Source organism: Haladaptatus sp. R4 (assembly GCF_001625445.1).
In the GTDB taxonomy this organism is placed as follows: Archaea; Halobacteriota; Halobacteria; order Halobacteriales; family Haladaptataceae; genus Haladaptatus.
Map to the genome: position 1 here is coordinate 613,416 of NZ_LWHG01000021.1, position 24,416 is coordinate 637,831.

At 63.4% G+C, this 24,416-nt stretch carries 25 protein-coding genes and 2 pseudogenes; 15 read left to right on the forward strand and 12 right to left on the reverse strand.

Annotated elements, in window-relative coordinates; genetic code table 11:
- The 6 genes from A4G99_RS12640 to A4G99_RS12665 all read left to right on the forward strand — a co-directional run bounded on the left by A4G99_RS12640 (window position 1) and on the right by A4G99_RS12665 (window position 4,320).
- Complete coding sequence (locus A4G99_RS12640; RefSeq protein ID WP_066145199.1) at window positions 1–195, forward strand: hypothetical protein; 195 nt, start codon at window positions 1–3, stop codon at window positions 193–195.
- Window positions 196–279: 84 nt separating this feature from the next.
- Window positions 280–738, forward strand: a complete 459-nt coding sequence (locus tag A4G99_RS12645) for a hypothetical protein (protein ID WP_066144109.1) — start codon at window positions 280–282, stop codon at window positions 736–738.
- 262 nt (window positions 739–1,000) lie between these two features.
- A complete protein-coding gene (locus A4G99_RS12650; protein ID WP_066144112.1) occupies window positions 1,001–1,600 on the forward strand; it encodes a hypothetical protein in 600 nt (199 codons plus the stop codon).
- Window positions 1,601–1,637: 37 nt separating this feature from the next.
- Window positions 1,638–2,714 (forward strand): glycosyltransferase family 4 protein, encoded by a 1,077-nt coding sequence (locus A4G99_RS12655; protein WP_066144115.1) that lies wholly within the window; start codon window positions 1,638–1,640, stop codon window positions 2,712–2,714.
- 125 nt (window positions 2,715–2,839) lie between these two features.
- Window positions 2,840–3,511: an ATP-binding cassette domain-containing protein gene (locus A4G99_RS12660; protein ID WP_082837808.1), complete on the forward strand. Its 672-nt coding sequence runs from the start codon at window positions 2,840–2,842 to the stop codon at window positions 3,509–3,511.
- Window positions 3,511–4,320, forward strand: coding sequence for an ABC transporter permease (locus A4G99_RS12665; RefSeq protein WP_066144121.1), 810 nt, complete (start codon window positions 3,511–3,513; stop codon window positions 4,318–4,320). The genes A4G99_RS12660 and A4G99_RS12665 overlap by 1 nt, the downstream gene beginning before the upstream one ends.
- Before the next feature lie 197 nt (window positions 4,321–4,517).
- Here A4G99_RS12665 and A4G99_RS12670 read toward each other — a convergent pair whose 3' ends face one another.
- From A4G99_RS12670 to A4G99_RS12680, 3 genes and pseudogenes are all read right to left on the reverse strand, one after another.
- Window positions 4,518–6,560, reverse strand: a complete 2,043-nt coding sequence (locus A4G99_RS12670) for a S9 family peptidase (protein WP_066144125.1) — start codon at window positions 6,558–6,560, stop codon at window positions 4,518–4,520.
- A 37-nt stretch (window positions 6,561–6,597) separates the two neighbouring features.
- A pseudogene (gene folP / locus A4G99_RS12675) lies at window positions 6,598–9,044 on the reverse strand (dihydropteroate synthase).
- A 130-nt stretch (window positions 9,045–9,174) separates the two neighbouring features.
- The gene (locus A4G99_RS12680; protein WP_066144128.1) at window positions 9,175–9,717 is read right to left on the reverse strand and encodes an SHOCT domain-containing protein; all 543 of its coding nucleotides are present in this window, start codon (window positions 9,715–9,717) and stop codon (window positions 9,175–9,177) included.
- Window positions 9,718–9,956: 239 nt separating this feature from the next.
- On the opposite strand from A4G99_RS12680, the gene A4G99_RS12685 reads away from it, so the two are divergent.
- Window positions 9,957–10,559, forward strand: a complete 603-nt coding sequence (locus tag A4G99_RS12685) for a hypothetical protein (RefSeq protein ID WP_066144131.1) — start codon at window positions 9,957–9,959, stop codon at window positions 10,557–10,559.
- A gap of 169 nt (window positions 10,560–10,728) precedes the next feature.
- On the opposite strand, the pseudogene purH reads toward A4G99_RS12685, so the two are convergent.
- Window positions 10,729–12,344 (reverse strand): annotated as a pseudogene (gene purH, locus A4G99_RS12690) (bifunctional phosphoribosylaminoimidazolecarboxamide formyltransferase/IMP cyclohydrolase).
- Between the two features lie 167 nt (window positions 12,345–12,511).
- Between purH and purB the strand changes: the two are divergent.
- Together purB and A4G99_RS12700 are read left to right on the forward strand one after the other, a co-directional pair.
- Complete coding sequence (purB, locus tag A4G99_RS12695; RefSeq protein ID WP_066144135.1) at window positions 12,512–13,888, forward strand: adenylosuccinate lyase; 1,377 nt, start codon at window positions 12,512–12,514, stop codon at window positions 13,886–13,888.
- 52 nt (window positions 13,889–13,940) lie between these two features.
- Window positions 13,941–14,612, forward strand: coding sequence for a hypothetical protein (locus A4G99_RS12700; protein WP_066144138.1), 672 nt, complete (start codon window positions 13,941–13,943; stop codon window positions 14,610–14,612).
- 16 nt (window positions 14,613–14,628) lie between these two features.
- On the opposite strand, the gene A4G99_RS12705 is transcribed toward A4G99_RS12700, so the two are convergent.
- A complete protein-coding gene (locus A4G99_RS12705; RefSeq protein ID WP_066144140.1) occupies window positions 14,629–15,000 on the reverse strand; it encodes a hypothetical protein in 372 nt (123 codons plus the stop codon).
- 87 nt (window positions 15,001–15,087) lie between these two features.
- On the opposite strand from A4G99_RS12705, the gene A4G99_RS12710 reads away from it, so the two are divergent.
- Window positions 15,088–15,306: a zinc ribbon domain-containing protein gene (locus A4G99_RS12710; RefSeq protein ID WP_066144143.1), complete on the forward strand. Its 219-nt coding sequence runs from the start codon at window positions 15,088–15,090 to the stop codon at window positions 15,304–15,306.
- Between the two features lie 41 nt (window positions 15,307–15,347).
- Complete coding sequence (locus tag A4G99_RS12715) at window positions 15,348–15,710, forward strand: DUF5518 domain-containing protein (RefSeq protein WP_066144146.1); 363 nt, start codon at window positions 15,348–15,350, stop codon at window positions 15,708–15,710.
- A gap of 303 nt (window positions 15,711–16,013) precedes the next feature.
- Here the strand turns inward: A4G99_RS12715 and A4G99_RS12720 are convergent, their stop codons facing one another.
- Genes A4G99_RS12720 through dapA form a run of 6 tightly spaced genes read right to left on the reverse strand, consistent with a single transcriptional unit; the run spans window position 16,014 to window position 21,689 of the window.
- A complete protein-coding gene (locus A4G99_RS12720) occupies window positions 16,014–17,126 on the reverse strand; it encodes a M20 family metallopeptidase (RefSeq protein WP_066144149.1) in 1,113 nt (370 codons plus the stop codon).
- Window positions 17,127–17,130: 4 nt separating this feature from the next.
- Window positions 17,131–17,967, reverse strand: coding sequence for a diaminopimelate epimerase (gene dapF / locus A4G99_RS12725; protein WP_066144152.1), 837 nt, complete (start codon window positions 17,965–17,967; stop codon window positions 17,131–17,133).
- A complete protein-coding gene (gene lysA, locus A4G99_RS12730) occupies window positions 17,964–19,211 on the reverse strand; it encodes a diaminopimelate decarboxylase (RefSeq protein ID WP_066144155.1) in 1,248 nt (415 codons plus the stop codon). The genes dapF and lysA overlap by 4 nt, the downstream gene beginning before the upstream one ends.
- The gene (locus A4G99_RS12735; RefSeq protein ID WP_066144158.1) at window positions 19,208–20,047 is read right to left on the reverse strand and encodes a 2,3,4,5-tetrahydropyridine-2,6-dicarboxylate N-succinyltransferase; all 840 of its coding nucleotides are present in this window, start codon (window positions 20,045–20,047) and stop codon (window positions 19,208–19,210) included. The genes lysA and A4G99_RS12735 overlap by 4 nt, the downstream gene beginning before the upstream one ends.
- Window positions 20,044–20,802 (reverse strand): 4-hydroxy-tetrahydrodipicolinate reductase, encoded by a 759-nt coding sequence (dapB, locus tag A4G99_RS12740; RefSeq protein WP_066144161.1) that lies wholly within the window; start codon window positions 20,800–20,802, stop codon window positions 20,044–20,046. The genes A4G99_RS12735 and dapB overlap by 4 nt, the downstream gene beginning before the upstream one ends.
- On the reverse strand, window positions 20,799–21,689 hold the full coding sequence (gene dapA / locus A4G99_RS12745; protein ID WP_082837809.1) for a 4-hydroxy-tetrahydrodipicolinate synthase: 891 nt from the start codon (window positions 21,687–21,689) through the stop codon (window positions 20,799–20,801). Before dapA ends, dapB begins: the two co-directional genes overlap by 4 nt.
- A gap of 288 nt (window positions 21,690–21,977) precedes the next feature.
- Between dapA and A4G99_RS12750 the strand changes: the two genes are divergently transcribed.
- The 3 genes from A4G99_RS12750 to A4G99_RS12760 all read left to right on the forward strand — a co-directional run bounded on the left by A4G99_RS12750 (window position 21,978) and on the right by A4G99_RS12760 (window position 23,567).
- Window positions 21,978–22,310, forward strand: coding sequence for a hypothetical protein (locus A4G99_RS12750; RefSeq protein ID WP_066144164.1), 333 nt, complete (start codon window positions 21,978–21,980; stop codon window positions 22,308–22,310).
- Window positions 22,311–22,378: 68 nt separating this feature from the next.
- Window positions 22,379–23,020 carry a metallophosphoesterase gene (locus A4G99_RS12755; protein ID WP_066144168.1) on the forward strand — a complete coding sequence of 214 codons (642 nt, stop codon included), beginning with the start codon at window positions 22,379–22,381 and terminating at the stop codon, window positions 23,018–23,020.
- A gap of 49 nt (window positions 23,021–23,069) precedes the next feature.
- Window positions 23,070–23,567: an NYN domain-containing protein gene (locus A4G99_RS12760; RefSeq protein WP_066144171.1), complete on the forward strand. Its 498-nt coding sequence runs from the start codon at window positions 23,070–23,072 to the stop codon at window positions 23,565–23,567.
- Here the strand turns inward: A4G99_RS12760 and A4G99_RS25955 are convergent.
- The gene (locus A4G99_RS25955; RefSeq protein WP_190303753.1) at window positions 23,564–23,740 is read right to left on the reverse strand and encodes a hypothetical protein; all 177 of its coding nucleotides are present in this window, start codon (window positions 23,738–23,740) and stop codon (window positions 23,564–23,566) included. The genes A4G99_RS12760 and A4G99_RS25955 overlap by 4 nt on opposite strands.
- Before the next feature lie 131 nt (window positions 23,741–23,871).
- On the opposite strand from A4G99_RS25955, the gene A4G99_RS12765 reads away from it, so the two are divergent.
- A complete protein-coding gene (locus A4G99_RS12765; protein ID WP_066144174.1) occupies window positions 23,872–24,336 on the forward strand; it encodes a PUA domain-containing protein in 465 nt (154 codons plus the stop codon).
- The last annotated feature ends 80 nt before the right edge of the window (window positions 24,337–24,416 follow it).

A 24,416-nucleotide genomic window follows, 5' to 3' on the forward strand; every position in this document is an offset into this window, starting at 1 on the left:
GTGGCCCGCGACCTTGAACTCCTCTCGGTGGACGAGTTCGAAGACCAACTCGGCCACCTGCTCGAAGTAAGTGCGGTGAACGGAATCGATTTCGACAGGTCGTGGACGTTCCGCCTTCCGGGCGACGACGTTCCCGACGTGATGGTCGAAATCACGCGTCTACGGAAGCCGACCACCGATCAATCGGAACGGTAACGAGACCGTTCGATGGGTAAATTCGTCGTTTCCACCCGGTAGTTGGCGAATAACAAAAACCCCTGCCTGAGTGGCCCCGTTGCCATGCAACGCGAGAGACGACACATCCTGACGCTCGCCATCGTCTGCCTGCTTATCCTCGGCAGCGGTGGTGTCGCCGCCACGAAGTACGACCAGTCTAGCCGCGACAAACCCACGATAACCACGCACGAGTCGGTCCGCGTCGAGTTCGCTAACGACTCCTCGGTCATCGTTCACGGGAACGTGGAGCGCGTGGGCATCGGGACGACGTGGAGCGCGACGGACGGTGCGGCAACGTCGTACTTCGAGTACGGTCCGATGAACGGAACGACTCGTCTCGACGTGCCCGAGGAAGGGAACCGAACGGCGATTAGCTACGTGACCGTCTACAGCGGCGGGAACATGACCCCCATCTTGACCGTACAGAATCCGAACAAGGGGTCTACGAACGCCACGAACACGTCCAGTTGCCACGTCGGACCGTCCGGAAAGAGTGCCGCACCGTCCGTGCGAGCAGCGTAACGGATCGTAGGTGAATTCGGTCGCGTGGAACCGTCGGTAGAATGGTGATCTTTTTTGACTCAAACGAGCGGGTAATAGCCGATTGCACCGCGGAGAGTCCCGAGAATGCGTCATACTCGTTTCCCTCCGAGACGATACGCTCCCCCACCCGTTTGTCAGTCGATAAACTGTTCACGTCGTCAAGACATCGGGGGATACAGGGTAAACGGAGTCGCTGATTTATGCGGTATCTCGGCGTCTACGCATCGACAGGGTGGGAAGAATGAATACGACACAGTCACGGGAGCGCAGTGATCCGACACGGTCACGTGCGTTTTCAGAACAGGAGGTGTACGATGCGGTAAAGAATTTGCGACGACGGTACGTTCTCTATTCGCTCAATCGGGCACAGGAGTCCGTCGAACTGGGGGAACTCGCCGAACAGATAGCGGCGTGGGAGAACAACATCCCTCGGGATGCCGTTTCCCCCGAACAGCGGAAGTCAGTGTACAGCGCGCTGTACCAGACTCATCTCCCGAAGTTGGAGAACATCGGAATCGTCAGCTACGACCGCGAATCGAAACGCGTGTCGTTTACCGACGGTGCGGAGGACTTCGAACTGTATCTGGCGACGGATGCACAGACGACGATTCCGTGGCACAAACTGTACGTCGGGCTTTCGGCGTTCGGCGCGATACTCATCGCGCTCGGGTGGCTCGGTCTCGTTCCTGCATCGGGGTTCCAACTCGCGGTCGTCGTTCTCGGGGTGTTCGCGGTGACAGCTTTCGCACATTTCTACGACCGGCACTGTTGGCAACGACGGTTTCAGGGTGCGACGCCGGACCTCGCCGTGGAGTTCGGCGAGAACCGATGGTTCCAATGAAAGAAGACTTTTACTTTCTCGTTTCGTGGCGGCGAGTATGCGCGTCGCGTTCGTCGCGGAAGTAACGGCCCAACACGAGGAGTCGGGGAGGACTCGCCGACTCCGACGTATCGCGGAACTGCTTGCGAACCGCGGCCACGAGGCCACGGTCTTCTGTGCACAGTGGTGGGACGGCGACCACGATACGTTCGAACAGGCGGACGTGACGTACCACGCGGTGACGACCGAACCGCCCGGCGACACACCATCGCGCCGGTTCGCGCTCTCGCTCCCCGGCGCACTTCGCCGCGTGAAACCGGACGTGATTCACGCGACCGCAGTGCCGAAACACGTCCTCGCGGCGAAGACAGCGAGCAAACTCGCGCGCGCACCGCTCGTCGTCGACTGGTACGAGTCACCGCCCGAAACCGCCGGGAACGCCTCGAAATCGCTTCGGATGGCCGCGCGTTCGCCGGACGGGGTCATCACGCCGTCGGAGACGGTGAAAACCCGGGTTCGGGAACTCGGCGCGGACGAGGCGGACGTGCGCGTGATTCCCAACAGCATCGATACGGACGCGATTCGAGAGGCCCGGACCGTCGAGGGGGCCGACATCGTCTATTCGCGCCGATTGGACGAGGACGCCAACGTCGAGAGTCTCTTTCTGGCGCTGGCGGAACTCCGCGGGATGGGCTGGAACGCCGTCATCATCGGCGACGGTCCCGAACGTGAGGGGTACGAACGACAGGCCGCCGACCTCCGCATCGACGACCGCGTGGAGTTCACGGGCGCACAACCCGTCGAGAAGCGGATTCCGGTGTTTCGTGGCGCACACGTCTACGTCCAGACGGCGCGCAGGGAGGCCTTTCCCACCGACCTCCTCCGAGCGCTCGCGTGTGGCTGTTCGGGCGTCGTGGAGTACCACGTCGAATCGAGCGCCCACGAGTTGGTCGAACAGGAGGACCGCACGTTTCGGACGACGAGCGAACAGGAACTCACCGAGGCGCTTCGCTCGGCCGCCGAACTTCCACACATGACCGAAAACGAGGAGTTCGATCGATACGACGACGACCCCGTACTCGAACAGTACCTCGACTGTTACCGGGACATGCAGGATTCGTTCGGCTTTTTCTGAATTCCCTTCGAACGACCGACGATAGCGAGGGGGAGAGTACAACGACGGTGACCAGGAGGAAAGTACAGCGACGATAGATAGGGGGAGAGTACAACACCCTCTCGCGCGTATGGGCCACCGACGCCATGGCCACGAAGCTCGAAGCTCGACGCCTCGTCCGGGTTCTGGGGAACGACCGAATCATCGACGATATCTCGTTCGCGGTCGCGGAGGGCGACGTGCTCGCGGTGCTCGGCCCGTCCGGGGCCGGAAAGTCGTCGCTCCTTCGACTACTCAACCGACTCGACGAACCGAGCGAGGGGACCGTGTTGCTCGACGGGACGGACTACCGGGAGATTCCACCGCGGGAACTGCGTAACCGCATCGGTACCGTTCCGCAGTCGCCCGCCCTCCGCGACGGGACGGTCTTCGAGAACGTGACCATCGGCCCGCGACTCCGCGGCGAGTCCGTTTCCGAGGAAACCGTCGGGGACCTGCTGGCGCGGATGGACCTCGGCGGCTACGCCGAGCGGGACGTGGCGGAACTGTCGGGCGGCGAGGCACAGCGCGTTTCCATCGCCCGGACACTCGTCACGGAACCCGAGGTGCTGCTTCTCGACGAACCCACGTCGAGTCTGGACTCGCGGTCGGAGGCGCAGGTCGAGACGCTCCTCGAAGGACTCGTTCACGAGACCGACCTCACGACGGTGCTGGTCACGCACGACGATTCGCAGGCGCGACGGCTGGCCGACCGCGTGGCGCTGCTCGAAGACGGCCGTCTCGAATCCATCGGCGCGGTCTCGGAGGTGATGGCGTGATGGCGGGATTCTTCGGTCAGTTTCAGAACCCGGACGTCCTGCGAGGACTCACTCAAGTCGCCGCTGCGTCGGTGCTGGCGCTCGTCGTGCTCGGCGTCTCGGCGGTTCGCAACCTCGACCTCGAAACCGAACTCGGTCGGTCGTTCGTCCGTGGATTCGTGCAGGTGGTGGCGATGGGGTCGGTCATCGGAATCCTGTTCTCGGTGAACCTCGCGTGGAGCGGCCTCGTGCTCGTGGCGATGATGGCCATCGCCGCGTGGATTTCCAAGGACCGGGGCGAGAACGTCCCCGGCGTCTTCCGCGTGTCGCTCGTCGGAATCGCGTTCGGTTCGGGGGTGGTCATCGTGGCGATGGTCGCCGCCGGAGCCATCGAGGCATCGGTCCGAAACCTCATCCCCGTCGGCGGGATGATCATCGCAAACGCGATGAAGACGAATTCCCTCGCGCTCGACCGATTCAAGGGAGAGGTAGAGTCGAACCGGGCGGAGATAGAAGCCGTCCTCTCGTTGGGCGTCGCGCCCGAAAACGTCGTCTCGGAGTACGTGACGACGAGCGTGCGGGCGTCCCTGATTCCGATGGTGGAATCGCTGAAAAGCCTCGGATTGGTGTACATCCCCGGAATGATGTCGGGTATGATCCTCGCCGGGGCGAATCCCATCTACGCGGCCGAATACCAATTCGTCATCATGGCGATGTTGTTCGCCGCCGGTGGACTGACGAGCATGGTGAGCACGCTCCTCGTCGGTCGGTACGCGTTCACCGAGGCGGAACAGTTGAAGCGATTCGACGGGTCGGCGACGAGGGTGTGATGGAGTGGTAGTACGGTTATGAGGTTGCGAAGCAACCTCGCAAGCGAGTAGCGCGGAACGGAGTTCCGCGGACCGTTCGAGCGGGCTTTGCCCGCGAGAAGACGGCATCGCCGCGAGCGAAGCGAGGGGCGACCGGGAGAGGCCAAAATATCTCGCGCAACGATTGCGAACGAGCGAGGGCTTTCGAGGTCAGTCCCTCACTCGTCTTTACCCGGATCGTGCCGTTCGAACCATTCGGTGAGCGTTTTCAACCGATGGCGCGCCCGTTTCGGCGCGCCGATATTGTGATGTTCGTTCGGATAGATGACGAGTTTCGTCGGTACTCCTTGTCTTTTCAAACTCACGTACAACTGTTCGGCCTGTGACGGCGGACAACGCCAATCGTTCTCCCCGGCCGTGACGAGCGTGGGCGTCTCGACGCCTCCCACCTCGGTGATGCTCGACATGGCGTGGTAGGCGTCCGGTTCCTCCCACGGAAGGCCGAGGTCGGTTACGTACCACTGGTGGTGGTCTCCGGTTCCGAACAGGGAGTAGAAGTCGTAGATTCCGTGTTCGGGCGCGGCCGCGGCGAACAGGTCGGTCCGCGTGATGATGTGAGCGCTGTTCACGCCGCCCTGTGAAAACCCAGTGACGAACAACCTGTCTTCGTCGGCCCAGCCGCGTCGAACCGCCCACTCGACACCCGAGATGATGTCGTCGCTTTCGCGCGGTCCCCACTCTCCGCGGATGGATTCGGTGAACTCCCGACCGTACGAGAGGCTTCCGCGGTAGTTGACTCGGAGGACGACGTAGCCCTTCCCGGTCCAGTAGCAGTCGTCGACGCCGAACTGCGGGGCGTCGTACGACATCGGCCCGCCGTGGATGGCGGCGATGAGCGGACGCGGTTCGGGGTCGTCGGGGTCGAACGTCGGTGGAAGGTACGCGATGGCTTCGATCGTACCGCCGTCGCCGTTCTCGAACGTGACGCGGCGACAGTTCGGCATCGCCACCTCGTCCACGAGATCGGCGTTCATCGCGGTGAGTCGCGTTGGGGCTTCGCCCCCGTCGATTGCGTCGGTCGGCATCGCGTACACGTCGGTGGGGTCGCTCGGTCCGGTGAGACAGAGCGCGACGGTCGATTCCGTCGCATCGAACGACGTGATAGTCCGATACTCGCCCTGCGCGTCGAATACTCGTTCCGAGTCGTCTTGGTTCGCGGAGAGTCGAACCAGTCGCGTCCGCGCTTCGTCGCCGAACGGAGCGAGGAGCGTATCGTCGTCCGTCCACGTCGGCGCGCCGATCCGCGACACCGACCGGTTGAGGGATGTCGACACCGACTGGTACGTCCCACCGTCGGCCACGAACACTCGATTCGGGATGCACCAGTTGTTCGGGTTGCCACCGACGAACGACAATCGACCGCCGTCCGGGCTCCAACGCGGTTTCGAAGCGGATAGTTCCCCGGCTGTGACCCGTCGCAGGTCGCTCCCGGACGGGTCGATGGTGAACACGTCCATCATCGAGGTTCGGTCCGGGTGGTCCGTTCGATTCGATATGAACGCGATTCGGTCCGGTCCCCACGCGGGTTGCAGTCCGGTCATGGCCTCGTACGCGCCGCCTCCGTACGCGTCGTCGAGCCGACGGATAGCCCGGGTCCGAACGTCCACGACGAACAGATACGTCGTCACCTCGTCCAGAAAGCCGGTTCCGTCGTACTTGTGTTGGAGACGCTCGGTTTCGACCGGTGCGTCCTCGTTTCGGCGGGCGTTCAGATACTCCGCCTCCTCGTCGGTCGGGTCGCGGACGGAGACGACGAGACGCTCGCCGTCCGGTCCCCAGTCGAATTCTCGAACGCCCTCGTCCCGGTTGGTGATTTGACGAGCGTCGCCACCGCGTTCGAGGTCGAACAGCCAGACTTGGGAGTTCGGTGTATCGTCCAAATCGTCCGCATCCCCTTCGTCTTCTGCGTCGTCGTCCCGACCGACGCGCAGCGAGACGTCGCGTTCGCGAGCGGCGAGAAACGCGAGTTTCGACCCGGACGGCGACCACTTCGGCGACCCAACGCCGGAAACACGAGTGAGCCGATGCGGGTCGTCGGCTCCGTCGGTCGGAACGACGAACAACGACCGATGGTTTTCGTCGGCCGCCCTGTCGGCTTCCCTCAGTACGAACGCGATACGCTCTCCGTCGGGTGAGAGGGAACAGTTAGAAACGAGTCGGACATCGAAGATATCGTTCAGTTCAAAAGGGCGAGCGTCCATGCGGGACGTACCCTGTCACGCCGATAATATGTTTGGGTTATCGCCGCTCGTTGCCGGATTCCCGGACGTTCGCCGCCTCGACGGCGCGAACGGCGGCGACGTTCTCCTCGACGTCGTGGACTCGAACGATGTCCGCGCCGCGTTCCGCGGCGATGGTCGTCCCGGCGACCGTCGCGGCGGTTCTATCCCCGTCGGTTACGGAATCGAACATGGATTTGTGCGAGTGACCGATGAGGACGGGACAATCGAGCGCGTGCAGTTCGCCGGTCCGTCCGAGGAGTTCGAAGTTCTCCCCGGCGGTCTTCCCGAACCCGAGTCCGGGGTCCACGATTATCTTGCTCCGGTCGAGACCCGCCTTCTGTGCGAGCAGGACGCGTTCTTCCAGTTCCGCGATGACGTCCTCGACGACGTCGTCGTACTCCACCGTGTGCTCCGGAACGACGGGTGCGTCGAGGCTGTGCATGACGACCAGCGGTGCGTCGTATTCCGCGGCGACGAATCGCATCTCGGGGTCTTCGAGTCCCGACACGTCGTTCAGGATGTCCGCACCCGCCTCCAGCGCGGCGCGACCCACTGCGGCTTTTCGCGTATCGACGGATAGCATGACGTCGAGGTCACGAATTTCCTCGATGACGGGAACGATGCGCTCGATTTCCGCCTCGTCCGGAACCTCGTCGGCACCGGGGCGGGTGCTCTCACCGCCGATATCGATGATGTCGACGCCCGCGTCGACCATTCGCTTCGCTTGGTCGATGGCGTCCTCGTGTGCCTCGTACTGCCCGCCGTCGTGGAAACTGTCGGGCGTCACGTTGAGGATGCCCATCACCGCCGTTCGGCCCTCCCACGGGTAGCCGTGGCCGCCCTCCGTTTCCCGAATTCCGAGCGTGTCCCGGAGGTCGTCGGCGAAGGTGGACAAGCCGTACGGTGAGTCGTCCAGTCGCCCCGCGAGTCGCCGGTACTGTGCGAGCGTTCCCATCAACAGCACATCGATGTTTTCGTCGTCCCGTTCGTGGAGGCCGGACTGTGCACACTCGCCGCCGAGCGAGAGCATCTCGGCTTTGATGTACTGGGCCTGTCGCGTCTGGACGCGGGTCTTCACGACTCGGTGAACCGCCTTGCCCCGCGCGAGATGGCGTTCAGGTCTGGTGGCGTGCGTGCTTTCGAGCGCTTCCTGTGCGTCCTCCAACGAGGCGATTCGTTTCGGAATCTCCGCGCGCGTCCAGCGCGTCCGTGCCTCCGCCACGGCGAACAGCGACCCCACGACGAGGACGAAATCGCCCCCCTCGGCCGCGTCGAGCGCCGTATCGAGCGCGCTTTCGACGGAACTCATTCGCTCGACGCGCTCGACCCCGTGTTCCTCGAACACCCGTGCGACGACCTCTTCGTCCTCCGCCCGGCCGTTGTTCGCGCGGGTAGCGACGACGTGGTCCGGCGTCGGAAGCGCGTCGGCCATCCCCTGAATGTCCTTGTCGTGCATCGCGCCGAAGACGAGGTGAAGGTCGTCGTAGTCGAACTCCGCGATGGTGTTGGCGAGGGCCGCACACGCACCCGGGTTGTGCGCGCCGTCAAGCACGACGAGCGGTCCGTCCCCATCACTTCGAACCGGCCGGGCCAGAACCCCTTCCGCAGTCCCCGGGCGATCTCGTTTTCCGTCACGTCCGCGACTTGGCGGGCGAGCGCCGCGGCGATACCCGCGTTCTGCGCCTGATATTCCCCGAGCAGTGGAATCTCTGTCCCGACGCTCCAATCCGCTCCGGAGATGGAAACCGCGGCCTCGGTGTGGTTCGTCCGTCCATCGTAGGTCGCTCGCACGTCGCTGTCGTCGTCCTCCCCGTCGCCCACGACGATCACGTCGCCCGCCTGTTTTCGAACGGCATCGAGGGCGTCACCTCGCGTGCCGGTGACGAGCGGTGTGGTTTCCGGTGCCACGTGTGCCTTGTCGGTGGCGATTTCCTCGATGGTGTCGCCGAGGATGCCCGTGTGTTCGAGCGTGACGCTAGTGACGGCGGCGGCGACCGGGTCGATCACGCTCGTCGCGTCGTAGCGCCCGCCGATACCGACTTCGAGGATGGCCACGTCCACGTCCTCCCGGGCGAAATACCACAACGCCATCGCGGTCATTCCCTCGAAGAAGGTCGGCGAGTCGCCACGAGTCGCCGTCTCCGTTACGTAGTCGTAGACGGACTCGACGTACTCGACGATGGCCGTCTCGGTGATCTTTCGTCCGTCGACCGTGACTCGTTCGCGAACGTCGTCGAAATGTGGGGAAGTGTAGAGACCGACCGACAGTCCCGCTTCGCGGAGGACCTGCTCGGTCATCCGGGCCGTACTGCCCTTTCCGTTCGACCCGGCGACCTGTACGAACCGTCCGCCGTCGTGTGGATTGCCGAGGTGGGAGAGGAGGTTTGCGGTGGAGTCCGTCCCCGGTTTCGGACGGAAGCGCCGCAGGTCGAAAAGAAAGTTCGCGGCCTCGTGGTAGTCCATAGCTGTGTGGACAGAAGCCGAGCGCTTTAGATTGTCGGAGTTGAGATTCCCGGCAATTCGGAACCGGCTACGATTCCGCTCGGGAGGGGGTCTTTTCAGTTCCAAGGGTTCCCGGTCCGACGCTCGGAAGCTACCGTTCGAACTCCCACTCGTACTCCCGTTCGAACTCCCGCTCGAACCACCGTCGCGTATCGCGGTGAGCACCGTCGTTCGTTCGTCCGTCGTCCAACAGCCGCATCATCCGCCGTTCGAACTCGTACTCGTCGATTTCGTCCGCGACGTACTGTCGCTTCAGTTCCTCCATCCGGTCCTCCTTCGTCGGCGTGACGTGCTCCGAGAGGCCAACCTCGCGAGCGCGCGGCGAAACCGCTTCCGCGACGCGAGCCATTCGTCCGAGTCGGTCGCTCCGCGGGACCGATACCCCCTGCACGATGGCGACGACCATCCAGACGAAGAAGACGCAGGCCACCACCGCGTCGAAGAAGAACGCGACGACGTACGGAAACGCGGCGCGGAAGAACGCGGGGATCAAGGGCGCGTTCGCGTACGCCGGACTGCCGAGCGCGGCGAGCGTGCCGAACACCCCGAACACCACGATTGCAAGGAGGGTGAGGAGGGACACCACGAACGCGGCGAATAGCCGCTTGACCTTGGTGCTGGCGAACGCGTTCATCGACTCAGTCTTTGATCGGAGTACACATTAAGCCATTCTTCGGGCGTTCGGCCGCCGAGGCTTCGCGTTCGATGAATCTCGATGAGAGCGGCTGTCGGAGACGATTTACCGATAGTTGAATAATTGACCAATCGTTCAACTATTCGTGGCAGGAGGGAGTTCGCCACTGGACGTTCGCAGTGTGAGTTTATGTCACGGTCTCGCTACGCTTTTGTATCGGTTACTCATCTCCCGAATTGATGCTACACTTCTGTCCCGGATGCCGGAATTCCGACATCGAAAAACAGATTCTCGACTCCGAGGACGGACACGCGACCGCCGAATGTCCCGAGTGCAGTGAACGATTCGAGTTCCGCTATCTCCCCCTGTACTCGTTGGAGGGCGCACCGGGCGTCGGGAAATCCACGACCGCCGGGTTGTTGGAGGGTGAAATCTCCCCCACGGTTTACGAGGGGGACTTACACATCGACCTGACGAACGAAAATCTCTCGTGGGGAACCATCTGCGACCTCGATTTCCGGGTCTGCATGACGCTTCACGCCGCCGGTCGGCAGGCCCTCTTCGTCGGCGGCGTCCATCCACACCAACTCGCCGACAGTCCCGAAACGCGCTACTTTTCGAGCATCGAACGCTGCACGCTCGTCTGTGACGATGCCGACCTCGAAGAACGACTGCGCGAACGGTCGATGGCACAGGACGACATCGACTTCATGCTCGACGTCAACCGCTGGTATCGGGACGGGGGAACTGACCACGGAATCGAAGTCGTCAACACGAGCGACCTCGCCCCCGACGAGGTCGCTCGACAGGTTCGGGAGTGGCTGGAAAACAGTGAACAGTAGGACGGTTCGCCATGAACGGACGGAGTGAGTGAATGCGAAAACCGCGCGAGACGGTCGTCCTTCGGACGCTGCGTCTCGCTGGTTTCAGACACTCAATCGCCTCGCTCAATCGTGTCTGAAGTACCGTCAGAGCAAGCTCTGATGTATTTCCGCCCCGATTTCACTTCGTTCAATCGTGGCGGAAACACCGACTCCCGGTGAACACCATTGCCATGTCGTGTTCGTCCGCGGCCTCGATGACGTCGTCGTCGTTGACCGATCCGCCCGGTTGGATGACCGCTTCGATGCCCGCCTCGGCGGCCTCCTCGATGCCGTCCGGGAACGGGAAGAAAGCGTCGCTGGCCATAACCGCGCCGTCGGCGTCCTTGCCGTCAGCGTCGCGGTCGGCTTTCATTGTGGCGATTTCAACGGCGTCCACACGACTGACCTGTCCCGCGCCGATACCGACGGTTTCGGTGCCTTTGGCGAACAGGATGGCGTTGGACTTGACGTGCTTGATGGTCTGCCACGCGAAGAGTAGGGAATCGAGTTGTTCGTCCGTGGGTTCGCGTTCGGTGACGATTTCGAGGTCGTCGGGCGTCGGCGCTTGGAGGTCGCGCTCCTGTACGAGTCGGCCGCCGACGAGGTCCTTTTCCTTGTGGCTCTCCGTGATCTCGCCGAGTTCGCCCACGTCGAGGACGCGCAGGTTCTTCTTCTCGCAAAGCGTTTCGAGCGCGTCGTCGGTGTAGCCCGGTGCGACGACGACTTCCTTGAACGAGTCCACGATTTGCGTCGCGGTCGCCTCGTCACACTCACGATTGAGGGCGACGATGCCGCCGAACGCGCTCTTCGCGTCGGTGGAGAGCGCGCGCTCGTAGGCTTCGGCGAGTTCTTCCGCGACGGCACAGCCTGCGGGGTTCGTGTGCTTGATGACCGCGGCGGCGGGTTCGTCGAACTCCTTGACGAGGTTCAACGCGCCGTTCGCGTCGTTGTAGTTGTTGTAGCCCATCCCCTTCGCGCCCTCGTTCAACTGGGGCGCGTGGACCACGCTGGCCTCCTCACAGGTCGCGTCGGCGTACAGCGCGGCGTCCTGGTGCGGGTTCTCCCCGTAGCGGAGGTCCGCGGCGCGGTCCGCTGTTTCGACCTTCCGGACGGGCAGTTCCTCGGCCGTATCGTCGGCGACGTGCACCTCGTTCGCGTCGAAATCGACGTCGACGTCGCCCTCCGCGAACCAGCGGACTGCACGCGGGTACGCCTTGAACTCGCCCTGATAGAGGACGCGCTCCTTCAGCGTGTCCGTCGTATCGCCCTCGTAGACGAACCGGTTCCTGCGTGAGGATGGGGCCGGAATCGACCCTCGACTCCTCGACTTCGCCAGACTCGTCCGTCGCGTCGGTGACGACGTGGACGGTGCAACCGGTCATGCTCACGCCCGCGTCGAAGCGCGTCGCCCCACGCGTCCATGCCGGGGAACGACGGGAGCAAGGACGGGTGGACGTTCAGCGTCGTCGGCGCGTCGTCCAGGAACTCGTCCGTCAGAATTCGCATGTAGCCGTCGAGGCAGACGAGGTCGAAGTCGTACGCCGAGAGCGCATCGAGGACGCGGCTCTCGTGTTCTTTCCGCGATTCGTTCTCGCCCAGTTCGACGACTTCCGTCGGAATTCCGCGCTTTTCGGCCTCGTCCAACACCGGCGCGTCCGCGCTGTTCGTGAGGACGACCGCCAGTTCGGCCCCGCCCGGCGCGAGGTCCGCGATGTGCATGAGGTTTCGACCACGGTTTCCGGCCATACCCGCAATCCCTGTCATGGGGGAAAGACGGCGCGGCGAAGGCAAAGTAGTTGCGGTCCAGCGACGAATTCTGTACAACTTCGTGTATATATTTCACAGTGCATTCGTTATTTTTCCGTTTTGTATGCATACTTGTGCGTCACCGGACCGACACGCTTTTGCCGAACCGAACGGCAGGCACAGGTATGGATTCCCTTTATGCCGTCTCACCGATAGACGGGCGCTACGCGGGTCGAACCGCGCCGCTCCGCGAGTACGCGAGCGAGGCCGCGCTCATGCGTGCCCGCGTGCGAGTCGAAATCGAGTATCTCATCGCGCTGTCCGACCTCGACGTGACGCCGTTCGAAGTCGCGGCGGACGACCGCGAGGAACTCCGCACCGTCTACGAGGAGTTCGACGAGGAGGACGCAAAAATCGTCAAAGCGCTCGAAACCGAGGGCTACGAGGACTACCCCGCGACGAACCACGACGTGAAGGCGGTCGAGTACTTCGTTCGGCGCTCGCTCCCGGATGGATTGGACCTCGGGTCGTGGATCCACTTCGCGCTGACCAGCGAGGACGTGAACAACCTCGCCCACCGACTGCTCGCCAAACCCGCCGTCGAGGAGGTTCTACTCCCCGAACTCGCCGCCGTCCGCGACGAACTGACCGACATGGCCCGCGAGTACCGCGACGTGCCCATGCTCGCGCGGACCCACGGCCAACCCGCGACGCCGACGACGTTCGGCAAGGAGATGGCCGTCTACGCCGCTCGACTCGGAAAAGCCGTCGGCGAAGTCGAGCGTGCGGCCGAATCGCTCTCCGGAAAGCTTGCGGGCGCGAGCGGCACCTACGCGGCCCACGTCGCGGCCTATCCCGACGTTGACTGGCAAAACTTCTCCCGTACATTCGTGACGAACCTCGGACTCGACCACACCGCGCTCGCCACGCAGGTCAACCCGTGCGACGACCTCGCGGCGCTGTTCGACGCGCTCCGCCGGGCGAACACCATCCTCCTCGACATGGACCGCGACATCTGGCTCTACGTCAGCGACCGCTACCTCGGTCAACTGTCCACCGCGAGCGAAACCGGCAGTTCGACCATGCCGCACAAGGTCAACCCCATCGACTTCGAGAACTCGGAGGGCAACCTCTCGAAAGCCAACTCCGACCTGACGTTCCTCGGCGACTACATCACCACCTCCCGACTCCAGCGCGACCTCTCCGATTCGACCGTCAAGCGCAACATCGGGGCCGCGTTCGCCTACTGCCTGCTCGGCTACACCAAGGCACAGGACGGCCTCGGCAAGGTCGTCCCCAACGAGGAGGTCATGCGCGAGGAACTCGAAGCCACGCCAGAAATCATCGGCGAAGCCGTCCAGACCATCCTCCGCCGGGAGGGCCACGGCGACGCCTACGAGCGCGTCAAAGCCCTCACCCGCGGCAAGCGCGTCACCCTCGACGACTTCCGCGACCTCTTCGACGAGTTGGACGTGGACGAGGGCGTGCGCGAGGAACTGCACGCCCTGACGCCTGCAGGATACACCGGCATCGCCGACGACCTCGTCGCCGACATCGACTGAACGCGTCGAATCAGCCCGAACGGTTTCCTTTTCGTCCGTCGTTACCGGTTGCATGCCCTCGAAGTACGAACGACGTTCCCTCGTCGCATCGTTCATCGCAATCTCGGCGCTTGCCTACTGGTTTTTCGTTCGACCGTGGCACCTTCGCTGGGGCACAACCGACGAGGAGGTCGATATGACCCTTCCCGGTGACGACATCCTTCGAACACCCGAGTCGCAGGTCACCCACGCCATCACCATCGACGCTCCGGCCGAGGCCGTTTGGCCGTGGCTCGTCCAAATCGGGCAGGGCCGCGCCGGGTTCTACAGCTACGATTGGCTCGAAAACCTCGTCGGCGCGGACATTCACAACGCCGACCGGATTCTCCCCGAACGACAGGACCTCCACGTCGGCGATACCGTTCGACTCGCACCCGAGGAGTATCCGGTACAAACCCCCGAATCGGCTCCCGAAGTGGCGGTTCTAGACGCCGAGCGGGCACTGGTGCTCCGACCGCCGGGACCCGAACCGCGATGGACGTGGGCGTTCGTCCTCCGACCGATGAACGACGGAACGACGCGATTCATCGTTCGGATGCGCACGCAAGGAAAGGAAACCGTTCGAGGCAAGTTCGCCGACTACCTGTTCTGGGAACCGGCACACTTCGTCATGGAGCGAAAGATGCTCTGCGGCGTGAAGGAGCGAGCGGAAGGAACGGGAGAGACGAAAGGGAGCGGGAACTGAGGACGTTCCGTCTCGGTTACTTGTAATAATCGCGCTTGCTGTAGATGTACGCCAATAACAGGAGACCGACGACGAGGCTGATGATGGCGCTAAAGTCACCCAAGAGCAACTGGATCAGGTCGCCCGCGATTCGGAGTCCGTACACGATGATCGTGAGCGTCCACGCCCACGATTGGAGCGTCCATAGCCCCCACGCAACGACGATCTGACCGATGGCGAGGACGATGATGATGAGTCCGACGATGAATCCAAAGCCACCCGTCAGTAGCGTCCCGAGCCCGCCAATGAGACTCAGAACACCGACAATTACGCTCAGAAAACACAGAATCTTGATCCCGAGCGGGGCGGTGTTCGGTTTGTTTCCGTACGTGGAATGGTTAGTACCCATAGTAGTCGATGTGAATCGAGGAGTAATAAGTTTCAGTGACGTATCGACCACGAAGTATTTAGTGACTCGCTACACACTCCCCGCTGTATGGACCCCGATACACACGGTACCTCCGGCTGCCCGAAGTGCGGTCACACCGAAGCCTCCACGGACTCCATCTCGACCACCGGCGGCGGGCTGAGCAAGATGTTCGACATCCAGACGAAGAAGTTCACCGTCGTCTCGTGTGACAACTGCGGCTACTCGGAACTGTACAAAGACGTCCGCAATCGCGGAAGCGACGTGGTGGACGTCTTCTTCGGTTGAGAGTACACGCACCGTTTTTCACCGAAACAGATACTACACACATGTCCTCCAACAACACGTTCGTCAACTCGTTCATCGGTGCCGTCGTCACCATCGTCGTCTCGTTCGTCCCGTGCTCACCGATCATCGGCGGTGCCGTGGCGGCGTATCTCAGCGACGTGCCAACCGACGAGGGAATCCGAATCGGTGCCATCTCGGGTGCGATCGCCACGATTCCGATGGCGATCTTCGGATTCTTCGTCGTCAGTATCCTCGTCTTCGGATCCATGCCCGGTGGGTTCCTCGCGATCCTCGTGCTGTTCGGCGTGATTGCGCTACTGTACACCGTGGGACTGAGCGCACTGGGCGGCTACCTCGGTGCGTACCTTCGGGCCGAAAGGGAAACGGGGGAAGTGGACTGGTAACGTCCGCGGATCGCCCGTAGGTTCAAATACGAACACGAAACCAACCACGGCGTGACGTCCGAACCCGTCGCGTCGATACTCGTCCTCGTCGCGTTCATCTCGTCCATCGATTTCATCGACGAGCGACGCGACTCGCCGAGTCGAGCATCGACGACGTCACGGGAATCGGTCGTCACACGGCGACCGGTGGTCTTCTTCGACCGACCGCCGCCCGAATCGAACCACTCGGAGCGACTGTTCGCAATCGATGGAACGAGAGTGCCAACGGTATTCCGACCAACGTGCAAGTGGCCGAAACTAAAATTACTGGACGAGCGTCCGAAGCGTCCGGGTTACTGCGCTCGCGGCCGCGGTCACCTCGTCGACATCCACGTACTCGCCCGGGGCGTGCGCTACCGCACCCTCGTCGTCGGACAACACGCCCGGCCCGAACACGACCGTCGGCGCGGCTTGCGCGAAATAGGACGCTTCCGTGGCCGCACCGAACGGCCGTACCTCGCCGCCGCTCGCCTCCCGAAGGGTCCGAACGAGCGTCGAATCGGCGGGGGTCTCGAAGGCTTCGAGAAACGGCGTTTCCCGTTCCGCCAGTGAAACGTCCACTGTGATGGATTCGGGTGCCGTCGTCCGAAGGTGGGCTTCGAGCGATTCCCGAAACTCGTCCGCGCCCTCCGGCGGGACGCTTCGTCGGTCGATGACGAACGAGCAATCGGCCGGGATCTGGTTCGTCGCCGCTCCGCCGGTGATCGTCGTCGGAGTGAGCGTCGGCGCACCGAGGTCGGGATGCACCTCGTCCGTGTCGAACGTGGAGAGCGCCGACAAGACCGGGGCCGCCCCGCGAATCGCATTGACACCCGCCTCGGGATGTGCGGCGTGGGCGTTCTCCCCGTACACGGAGACCGTCCCCTGAAACCGACCCCGTGCGGCGTTGCACACGTCGAGGCCGGTCGGTTCACCGACGATGATAGCGTCGGGGGGCGACGTCGGTTCGTCCGAGAGCAGTTCGAGTGCGGCCGCACCCGTCGAGTCGGTTTCCTCGTCCGGCGTCACGGCGAGCGTTAGCCGACCGCACTCCGGTTCGACGGTCAGAAACGCGTCGAGAAGCGCCGCGAGCGGCCCCTTCGCGTCACACGAACCCCGCCCGAAGATCCGGTCGCCATCACCGTTCTCGTCACCGCCGCGCGAGAACGGAACGTGCGGCGGGACGGTGTCGATGTGCGTGTTCAACACGACGTGTGGGCCGTCCTCCTCCCCGACACGCTCGGCGAGGACGTTTCCAGCGTCGTCGACGGAAACATCGATGCCCGCCGCTTCGAGGGTTTCGACGAGCAGCGTCCGCATCTCGTCGGGCGATTCGTGCGACGGCGTCCGTACAGCCGATTCGAGGAACGAAATCGGATCGAAGTCGTCCGCGCTCATCGAATCACGCCTCCAAATCGAGCCGTCCCGCGTTCGAGACGTGCATGTCGCCGCCGAACTCGCGCTCGACCGGCCCGGTGAGCGTCGCGGTTCGGTCGCCGACCGTCACTTCGAGGTCGCCACCCGGCGGCGACACCGATACTCGTTCGCCGTCCACGAGTCCGAGACGGCGGGCAGCGGCCGCGATAGCGACCGCCCCGGTTCCACAGGATTGGGTTTCGCCTTCGACGCCGCGTTCGAACGTCCGCTGGTCGAATCCGCCCTCGAAACGTGACGCGAAGGTCACGTTCGCACCGCGTGGGAACACGTCCGCGTGCCGAATCGGCGGCGCATCCCGTTCGAGATTGACGTCGTTCACGTCGTCCACGAACGCGACGGCGTGCGGAACGCCGGTGTTCACCGTCGTTACGTCGTAGTCGCCGACGCGCGATTCGATGAGTGGTTCGTCCCCCGCGAGCGGAACGGCGTTCGGGTCGAATTTCGGCGCCCCCATCTCGATGGTCGCGCCACCGTCGTGGATGGTCGCGTGGCGCGTTCCGGCGAGCGTGTCGATCATCACTTCGTCCGCGTTCGCCTGCTTGGCAGCCCAGACGGCGGCACAGCGAGCGCCGTTACCACACATCTCGGCCGTGCTTCCGTCGGGTTGGACGAGCGTCATGATGACTCGCGGCGGACGGAAGTTCGGTTCGAGCGACAGAAAGAGGACGCCGTCCGCGCCGATTCCCTCCGCCCGGTCACAGACGCTACGGGCGAAGCGTGCTCGGTGAGGAACACACGCGTTCTCGTTCACGATGACGAAGTCGTTGCCGGTGCCGTGGTACTTCTCGAACGATAGGTTCATTCCCACGTCACCTCCGTTTCGGTCGCAGTAACGTCCGCGATGGTTTCGCGTCGATGGGCGACCGCCGTCCGGTCACCGTCCACGGCGACGACCGCCGGGCGTGGTCGGGAGTTGTACTGGCTCGCCATCTCGTAGCCGTACGCTCCGGCGTTACCGATCGCGAGCACGTCGCCGCGCGTCGGGTCCGCGAGCACGTGGGTTCCGAAGGTGTCCGAACTCTCACAGATCGGACCAGCGACGGTCGATTCGACGGGGGAACCATCCTTTCCAACGGTTCGGATGTGATGGTACGAATCGTACAGCGCGGGGCGGGCGAGCGTCGTCATCCCCGCGTCGATGCCGACGAGCGTGGTTTCCGGCGTGTCCTTGACGGTGTTCACTTCCGTCAGGAGAACGCCCGCGTCGGCGACGAGGTAGCGACCGGGTTCCACGACGAGCGTGGCGTCCACGTCACCGAGTGCGTCGCGCGTCGCCGCCGCCACGGAATCGAGGTCGAGCGGCGAGTCGTCGGGACGGTACGGAACGCCGAATCCGCCGCCGACGTCCACGAATTCGAGCGGCAGGTCGATGGTTCGCGCCAGTTCGCCCATCCGCGAGACGAGTTCCCGGTGGTTGCCGAGGTCGTCACCCGAGATGCCGCTTCCGGCGTGAGCGTGGATGCCGACCACGTCGAAGTCGGCAGCAGCGGATTCAAGGAGTGGGGCGGCCCGGTCGTACGGGACGCCGAACTTCGCGTCCGCGCCGGTTCGCACCTTTTCGTGGTGGCCCGCACCGATGCCGGGGTTGACGCGGAGACAGAGTCGCCCGTCGTAGCCGCGTTCGGCAAGTCGGTCGATGGTGTCCTCGGCTCCGACCGTGATCGTCAGATCCGGCTGTTCGGCGGCCAATTCGACGACCCTGTCGAGGTCATCCCCGGGCGGATTGACGGCGGTGTAGTGGACACGCTCGCCGGAAAAACCGGCATCGAAGGCCCGGACGGTCTCGCCCGCTGACGCGCATTCGATGCTCGCGTCTTCGGCTTCGAGCGTTTTGAGCACCGCCTTCGAGGTGTTTGCCTTCGCGGCGAAGTGAACGTCCGCGTCCGGGAACGCGCGGGAGAGCCGTCGGTAGTTCTGGCGGACACGCAGACAATCGACGACGTACAGCGGCGTTCCGTGCTCGTCCGCGAGCGCTTCGAGTCGGGCGTCCGACCAGTCGGTGAGTCGCCGCACCGGCGGATTGTGGCTCTCGACTGCGGGAGTCATCGGAGGGCCTCCTCACGCTCGACCTGTGCGAGCGTGTCGTCTTCCACGTCGAGGGCAACGACGGCGGGCTTGTACGCCCCGCCGTCGAACAGGTCGTGGTCGCCAAGGCCGGATTCGACGAATCGGGTGAATGCGCGGCGATTCGGTGGAAGGTGGCCGTAGATGACCTCCTCGTCCACGAGGTCGTAGACGGGAATTCGCGGCGTGAGGAGCGTGTTTTCCGCGACGATACTCCCCTCACCGACGACGAACCCGGACGTGACGCGACAGCCAGCGCCGAGGGTTACGTCGTCCTCGACGATGACCGGCGTTCCCTCGACGGGTTCGAGGACGCCGCCGATGAGCGCGTTCGCGCCGAGCTTGACGTTCTCGCCGATTTGTGCACAGGAACCGACCGTATCACAGGAGTCCACGAGCGTCCCGTCGCCGATGGAGACGCCGATGTTGACGAAACTCGGGCTCATCAGGATACAGTTCGACCCGACGTGTGCGCCCCGTCGGAGGACGGTTCCGTCCGGCGTGTTTCGGGTTCCCGTATCGGGGAGGTCGTCCGTCTCGCGGAGCGGAAGCACGTCGTGGTACGTCACGTCGCCGTATTCTCGGCCTTCGATGTTTCGCAGGCCGAAGTTCAGTAAAATGCCGTGTTTGACCCACTCGTTCGCTTCCCACTCCCCGTCGCGCTTTTCGGCGGCGCGAACCTCGCCCGCTTCGAGCGTGTCGAGGAAGGTTTCGAGGACTTCCAGTTCGTTCGTTCCGACACCGTCCGCGTCGATATCGCCGGAGTCGTATCGTTGCCACAGTTCCCGTACGTCGTGTTCTAAGTCGCTTCGACTCATGCCGTAATTACCTCGTCAAATCCGTACCAGCCCGGGGTTCGCCCGGCCAGCCATACCGCTGCATCGAGTGCGCCATCGGCGAATACGGCCCTGTCGGCCGCCCGATGGACGAGTCGCAGTTCCTCGTGGTCGTTCGCCAGCAGCACCTCGTGTTCGCCCGCGATTCCGCCCGCTCGTCGGGCGTGGACACCGATTTCGTTCTCCTGACGCGGGGCGTCTCCCTCGCGTCCGTGAACCCGCTCCTCGGGACCGCCAGCGGCGGTGATACGGTCGAGGACGGTCTTCGCCGTCCCGCTCGGCGCGTCCCGCTTGCCGTTGTGGTGGGTTTCGGTCAGTTCCACGTCGTAACCGGGCAAGTCGGTGACGGCCCCTTCGACGGCGCGGAGCAGTGCTTGCACGCCGCGCGAGAAGTTGCTCGCCACGAGGACGGGCGCGTGTTCGCTCGCTTCGCGGAGGGCGACTTCGTCGTCCTCCGTGAACCCGGTCGTGCCGACGACGCAGGGCACGCCCGCGTCGGCACATTCCTTCACGAACTCCACGCTCGCGTCGGGGACCGAAAAGTCGATCAGTGCGTCGGGATCGTACTCCGAAAGCACGCTCCCGAGTTCGTCGGCCGGTTCCACCGGAACCCCGTCGATTTCGCCCGGTTCACGGCCCACGCCCGCGACGACGTGCACGTCGTCGCGGGCGCTCGCTTCCGCGATGACGGAACGACCCATTCGTCCCGTCGCACCCGAGACGAGCACCCGAGTCATGCGGTTTCCTCCAGTTCGTCGAGTATCGCCGCGAGTTCCGCACGGTTGTCGGGGGATATCTCGGACAGCGGGAGTCGCAGTTCGCCCGGGCCGTAGCCGCGGTGTTCCATCGCGGCCTTCACCGGAATCGGGTTCGTCTCGACGAACAGGGTGCGGAACAGCGGTCCGAGTTCGTACTGGAGTTCCTGTGCCCGACCGTAGTCGCCCGAAAGCGCCGATTCGACCAGTTCACAGGTCCGTTCGGGTTCGACGTTCGCCGCGACGCTGATGGTTCCCGCGCCGCCGATGGAAAGTACCGGGAGCGTCAGGGCGTCGTCGCCGGAGAGGACCGCGAACGCCTCGTCCTGAGTTCGTTCGATGATCTCCCCGATCTGGCCGAGGTCGCCGCTCGCGGCCTTGTACCCGACGATGTTCTCGTGTTCGGCCAGCGAAACGGTCGTCTCGATGGCGATGTTTTGTCCGGTTCGGGACGGGACGTTGTAGACGATCTGGGGGAGGTCGACCTCGTCCGCGATCGTCCTGAAGTGGGCTTCCATCCCCGCCGGTTCGGGCTTGTTGTAGTACGGTGAGATGAGAAGGAGTCCGTCCGCCCCGGCGTCCGCGGAACGCCCCGCCAGTTCGAGGGCTTCGTGCGTCGCGTTGCTCCCCGCGCCAGCGATGACGGGGATGTCGACGGCGTCCACGACGGTTTCCACGACTTCGACGTGTTCGTCGTGGCTCAGGGTCGCGCTCTCGCCGGTCGAACCGACCGGAACGAGGCCGTCAACCCCGGCACGTTCGAGGCGCTGGGCGTCGCTGTAAAGGAGTTCGTGATCTATGCGTTCGCCCGCGAAGGGCGTTGTCATCGCGGGATAGACCCCGCGAAACGGTGTGTCTGTGTCTGTCATCGGTGTGTGTCGGAATATCGGTTAGCGCGCGGTGCAAAACGAGGATGGCTCGAAACGGGGGTGCCACGCCCGCCACGAACCTCATGCCGCGCGTTTTGTGCGTTTTCCGACGACGCCGGTGCTCTTCCGTTCGTAAACGAACGTAGTGAGCGCACCAGCATGTGGCATATCCAATTGGGTGTGGCGTGAGAACTTATGCCTTGCGCCGACGGCAGAGTCTGCGAACCAGAGCAGGATGAGAGTTCGCCGCGGGCGGATTATTTTATATACTGACATCATTGGTCAGGTATGAACTGGTCGCTCATGCGGCGGTGTGGCCTGCGCTACACGCTCGTCTATGCTGGACTGACGGTCGCAGTCGTGTTCGCCCTCACGCGGTCACCGGTCGTTCTCATCGGTCTGTTCGGACTCGGACTCGCCAGTTTGGTGTTCGCACTCGGTGGCTCCAAAAAGATCCGGATGGGAACGGCGGTGACGAACGCACAGTCGATAGGTCTTCGAAGTACCATCGCAGACCCTGCAGATGACCGACCGACGCCGTTGGCGAACGACATCAAACTCCTCTTCTACGGCGTCGGACTCGTCGTCTTTGCGACCATCACGCTCGTCGTAACCGGGTGACACGAACCACGACGTCGTGAGAACACAATCCGTCGGTCTTATCACACCTCCGTACATATTTTTCGGAGATGCTCGTCTTGGGAGACGCTCACGCCGACGAACACGCCCACCGTCGCGCGCTCTTTGCGGCCTACCGCGAGGCAGACCCAGACGTGACTCTGCAGTTAGGTGATCTGATGTTCTACGATCTGCCCGCACCGACGTGGTTCATCGGCGGCAACAACGAGGATTTCGACGTCATCGAAGCAATGCGTAACGGATTGGTCTCGAACTCACAAGTGAGAAACGCACATCTCCTCGCCAGCACCGCCGTCGAACTCGATGGACTCCGAATCGCCGGACTGTCGGGGAACTTCGCGCCGACGCAGTACGACCGCCCGCGTGCGAACCTCGTCGGCGAACGCCGTCGGCACTTCACGTACGAGGACGTGGAACAAGCGATGGAACTCGGCTCCGTGGACGTACTGATGACCCACGAGGCACCACACGGTCTGCCGGTCGCCGAGGATTACGACGTCGGGTGCTCTCACATCGACGACCTGCTGGAGGTGCTGTCGCCCGACCTCTGTCTCATCGGACACCACCACCAACACGCCGAGACGACGATCGGCGATACACGCGTGGTCAGCGTCGCGCCGACGTGGGAGCGGTATTACATGTTGGATCCGGATTCGATGACGCTTACGTGGCACAAGACACCGACATCGTGACAGTATCGGACAAGCAACTTCTTTATGCCAGTAGTTATCACACTAACGTATGACGGAGATTCATCCCTCTCAGCGCGTCACGGTATTAGCTGACGCGCAAAACCTCTACCACACTGCTCAAAGCGTCTACAGCCGAAATATAGATTACTCCTCTCTCCTCTCGAAAGCGACACAGGAACGGGAGCTAACGCGCGCCATCGCCTACGTCATTCAGGCCGATAGCCCGGACGAGGATCGATTTTTCGACGCACTCACCGAGATCGGGTTCGAGGCGAAGATCAAGGCGATAAAGACGTTCGGCGACGGGTCGAAAAAGGCCGACTGGGACGTCGGGATCTGTCTCGATGCGATCACGCTCGCGCCAAAAGTGGATACCGTCGTCCTCTGTACCGGCGACGGCGACTTCGCACAGCTCGCCACACACCTCCGCCACGAGGGGGTGCGCGTGGAAGTAATGGGGTTCCAAGAATCGTCCGCAGAAGAACTCATCGAGGCGGCTGACAGCTTTATCGACTTGAGCGAACGAACCGAGACGTTCCTGCTCTAGACCGGGCGGCCTTCTTCGCCCGTCCCGTACAGCAGCGAACCGGCAGCGAGCGCGACCGTGGCAACCGCCGCGAGCGCGTTCCCGACGAAGGTGCCGATCATCGAGATGACGCCGAAGATCACGACACACCCGATGAGGAAGAGTGCGATTCCCAGCATTTCTTTCGTGTTCATACTGCCGCTTTGGGACTGACTCCTAATAAATCGTCCTCAAACCGATAGCCAGCGTGGCATTCGTCACCACATGACAAAGCCTGCGGCCGCGTGTCGAAGGGCTTTCACCCGCTCGCGCGAAATCCGGCGCAATGACAGAGGATTTGCCCGCACTTCGCACGACGGCGGACTATCAGTTCGGCGCGGGTGCCGGTACCGCGTTGTTCCCACCGGAAGAGGACCTCGAAGTTCGCCACTCGTCGTCCGGGCGACCCCAACAGGTTCACGCCGACGGACGCCGACTCGTCACCTACGCCACCGACGGGCGTTTCACGCTGGGTCTCGCGGGGGGACATCGCATCGCCGACGCGCTCGACACGCCCGCCGGTCGCGTCATCGTCGGAGACGAGAGCGAACCGTTCGTCCGCGACGGCAAGAACGTCTTCGCCAAGTTCGTCGCCGACGTCGATTCCGACGTTCGCTCCGGTGACGAAGTGCTCGTAACGCACGAAAACGGCGACCTGCTCGCCGTCGGCCGTGCGGAACTCGACGCCGACGCGATGTTCGATTTCGACAGCGGAATGGCCGTGAAGGTTCGGGACGGCGCGGGCGAGTAATCGAAAAGCGACGACCGACGGCCACTCGCAAAGTAGATTTTCACGCATCGCTCGTTCCGGGAACGAAGACGAGCGAGCGG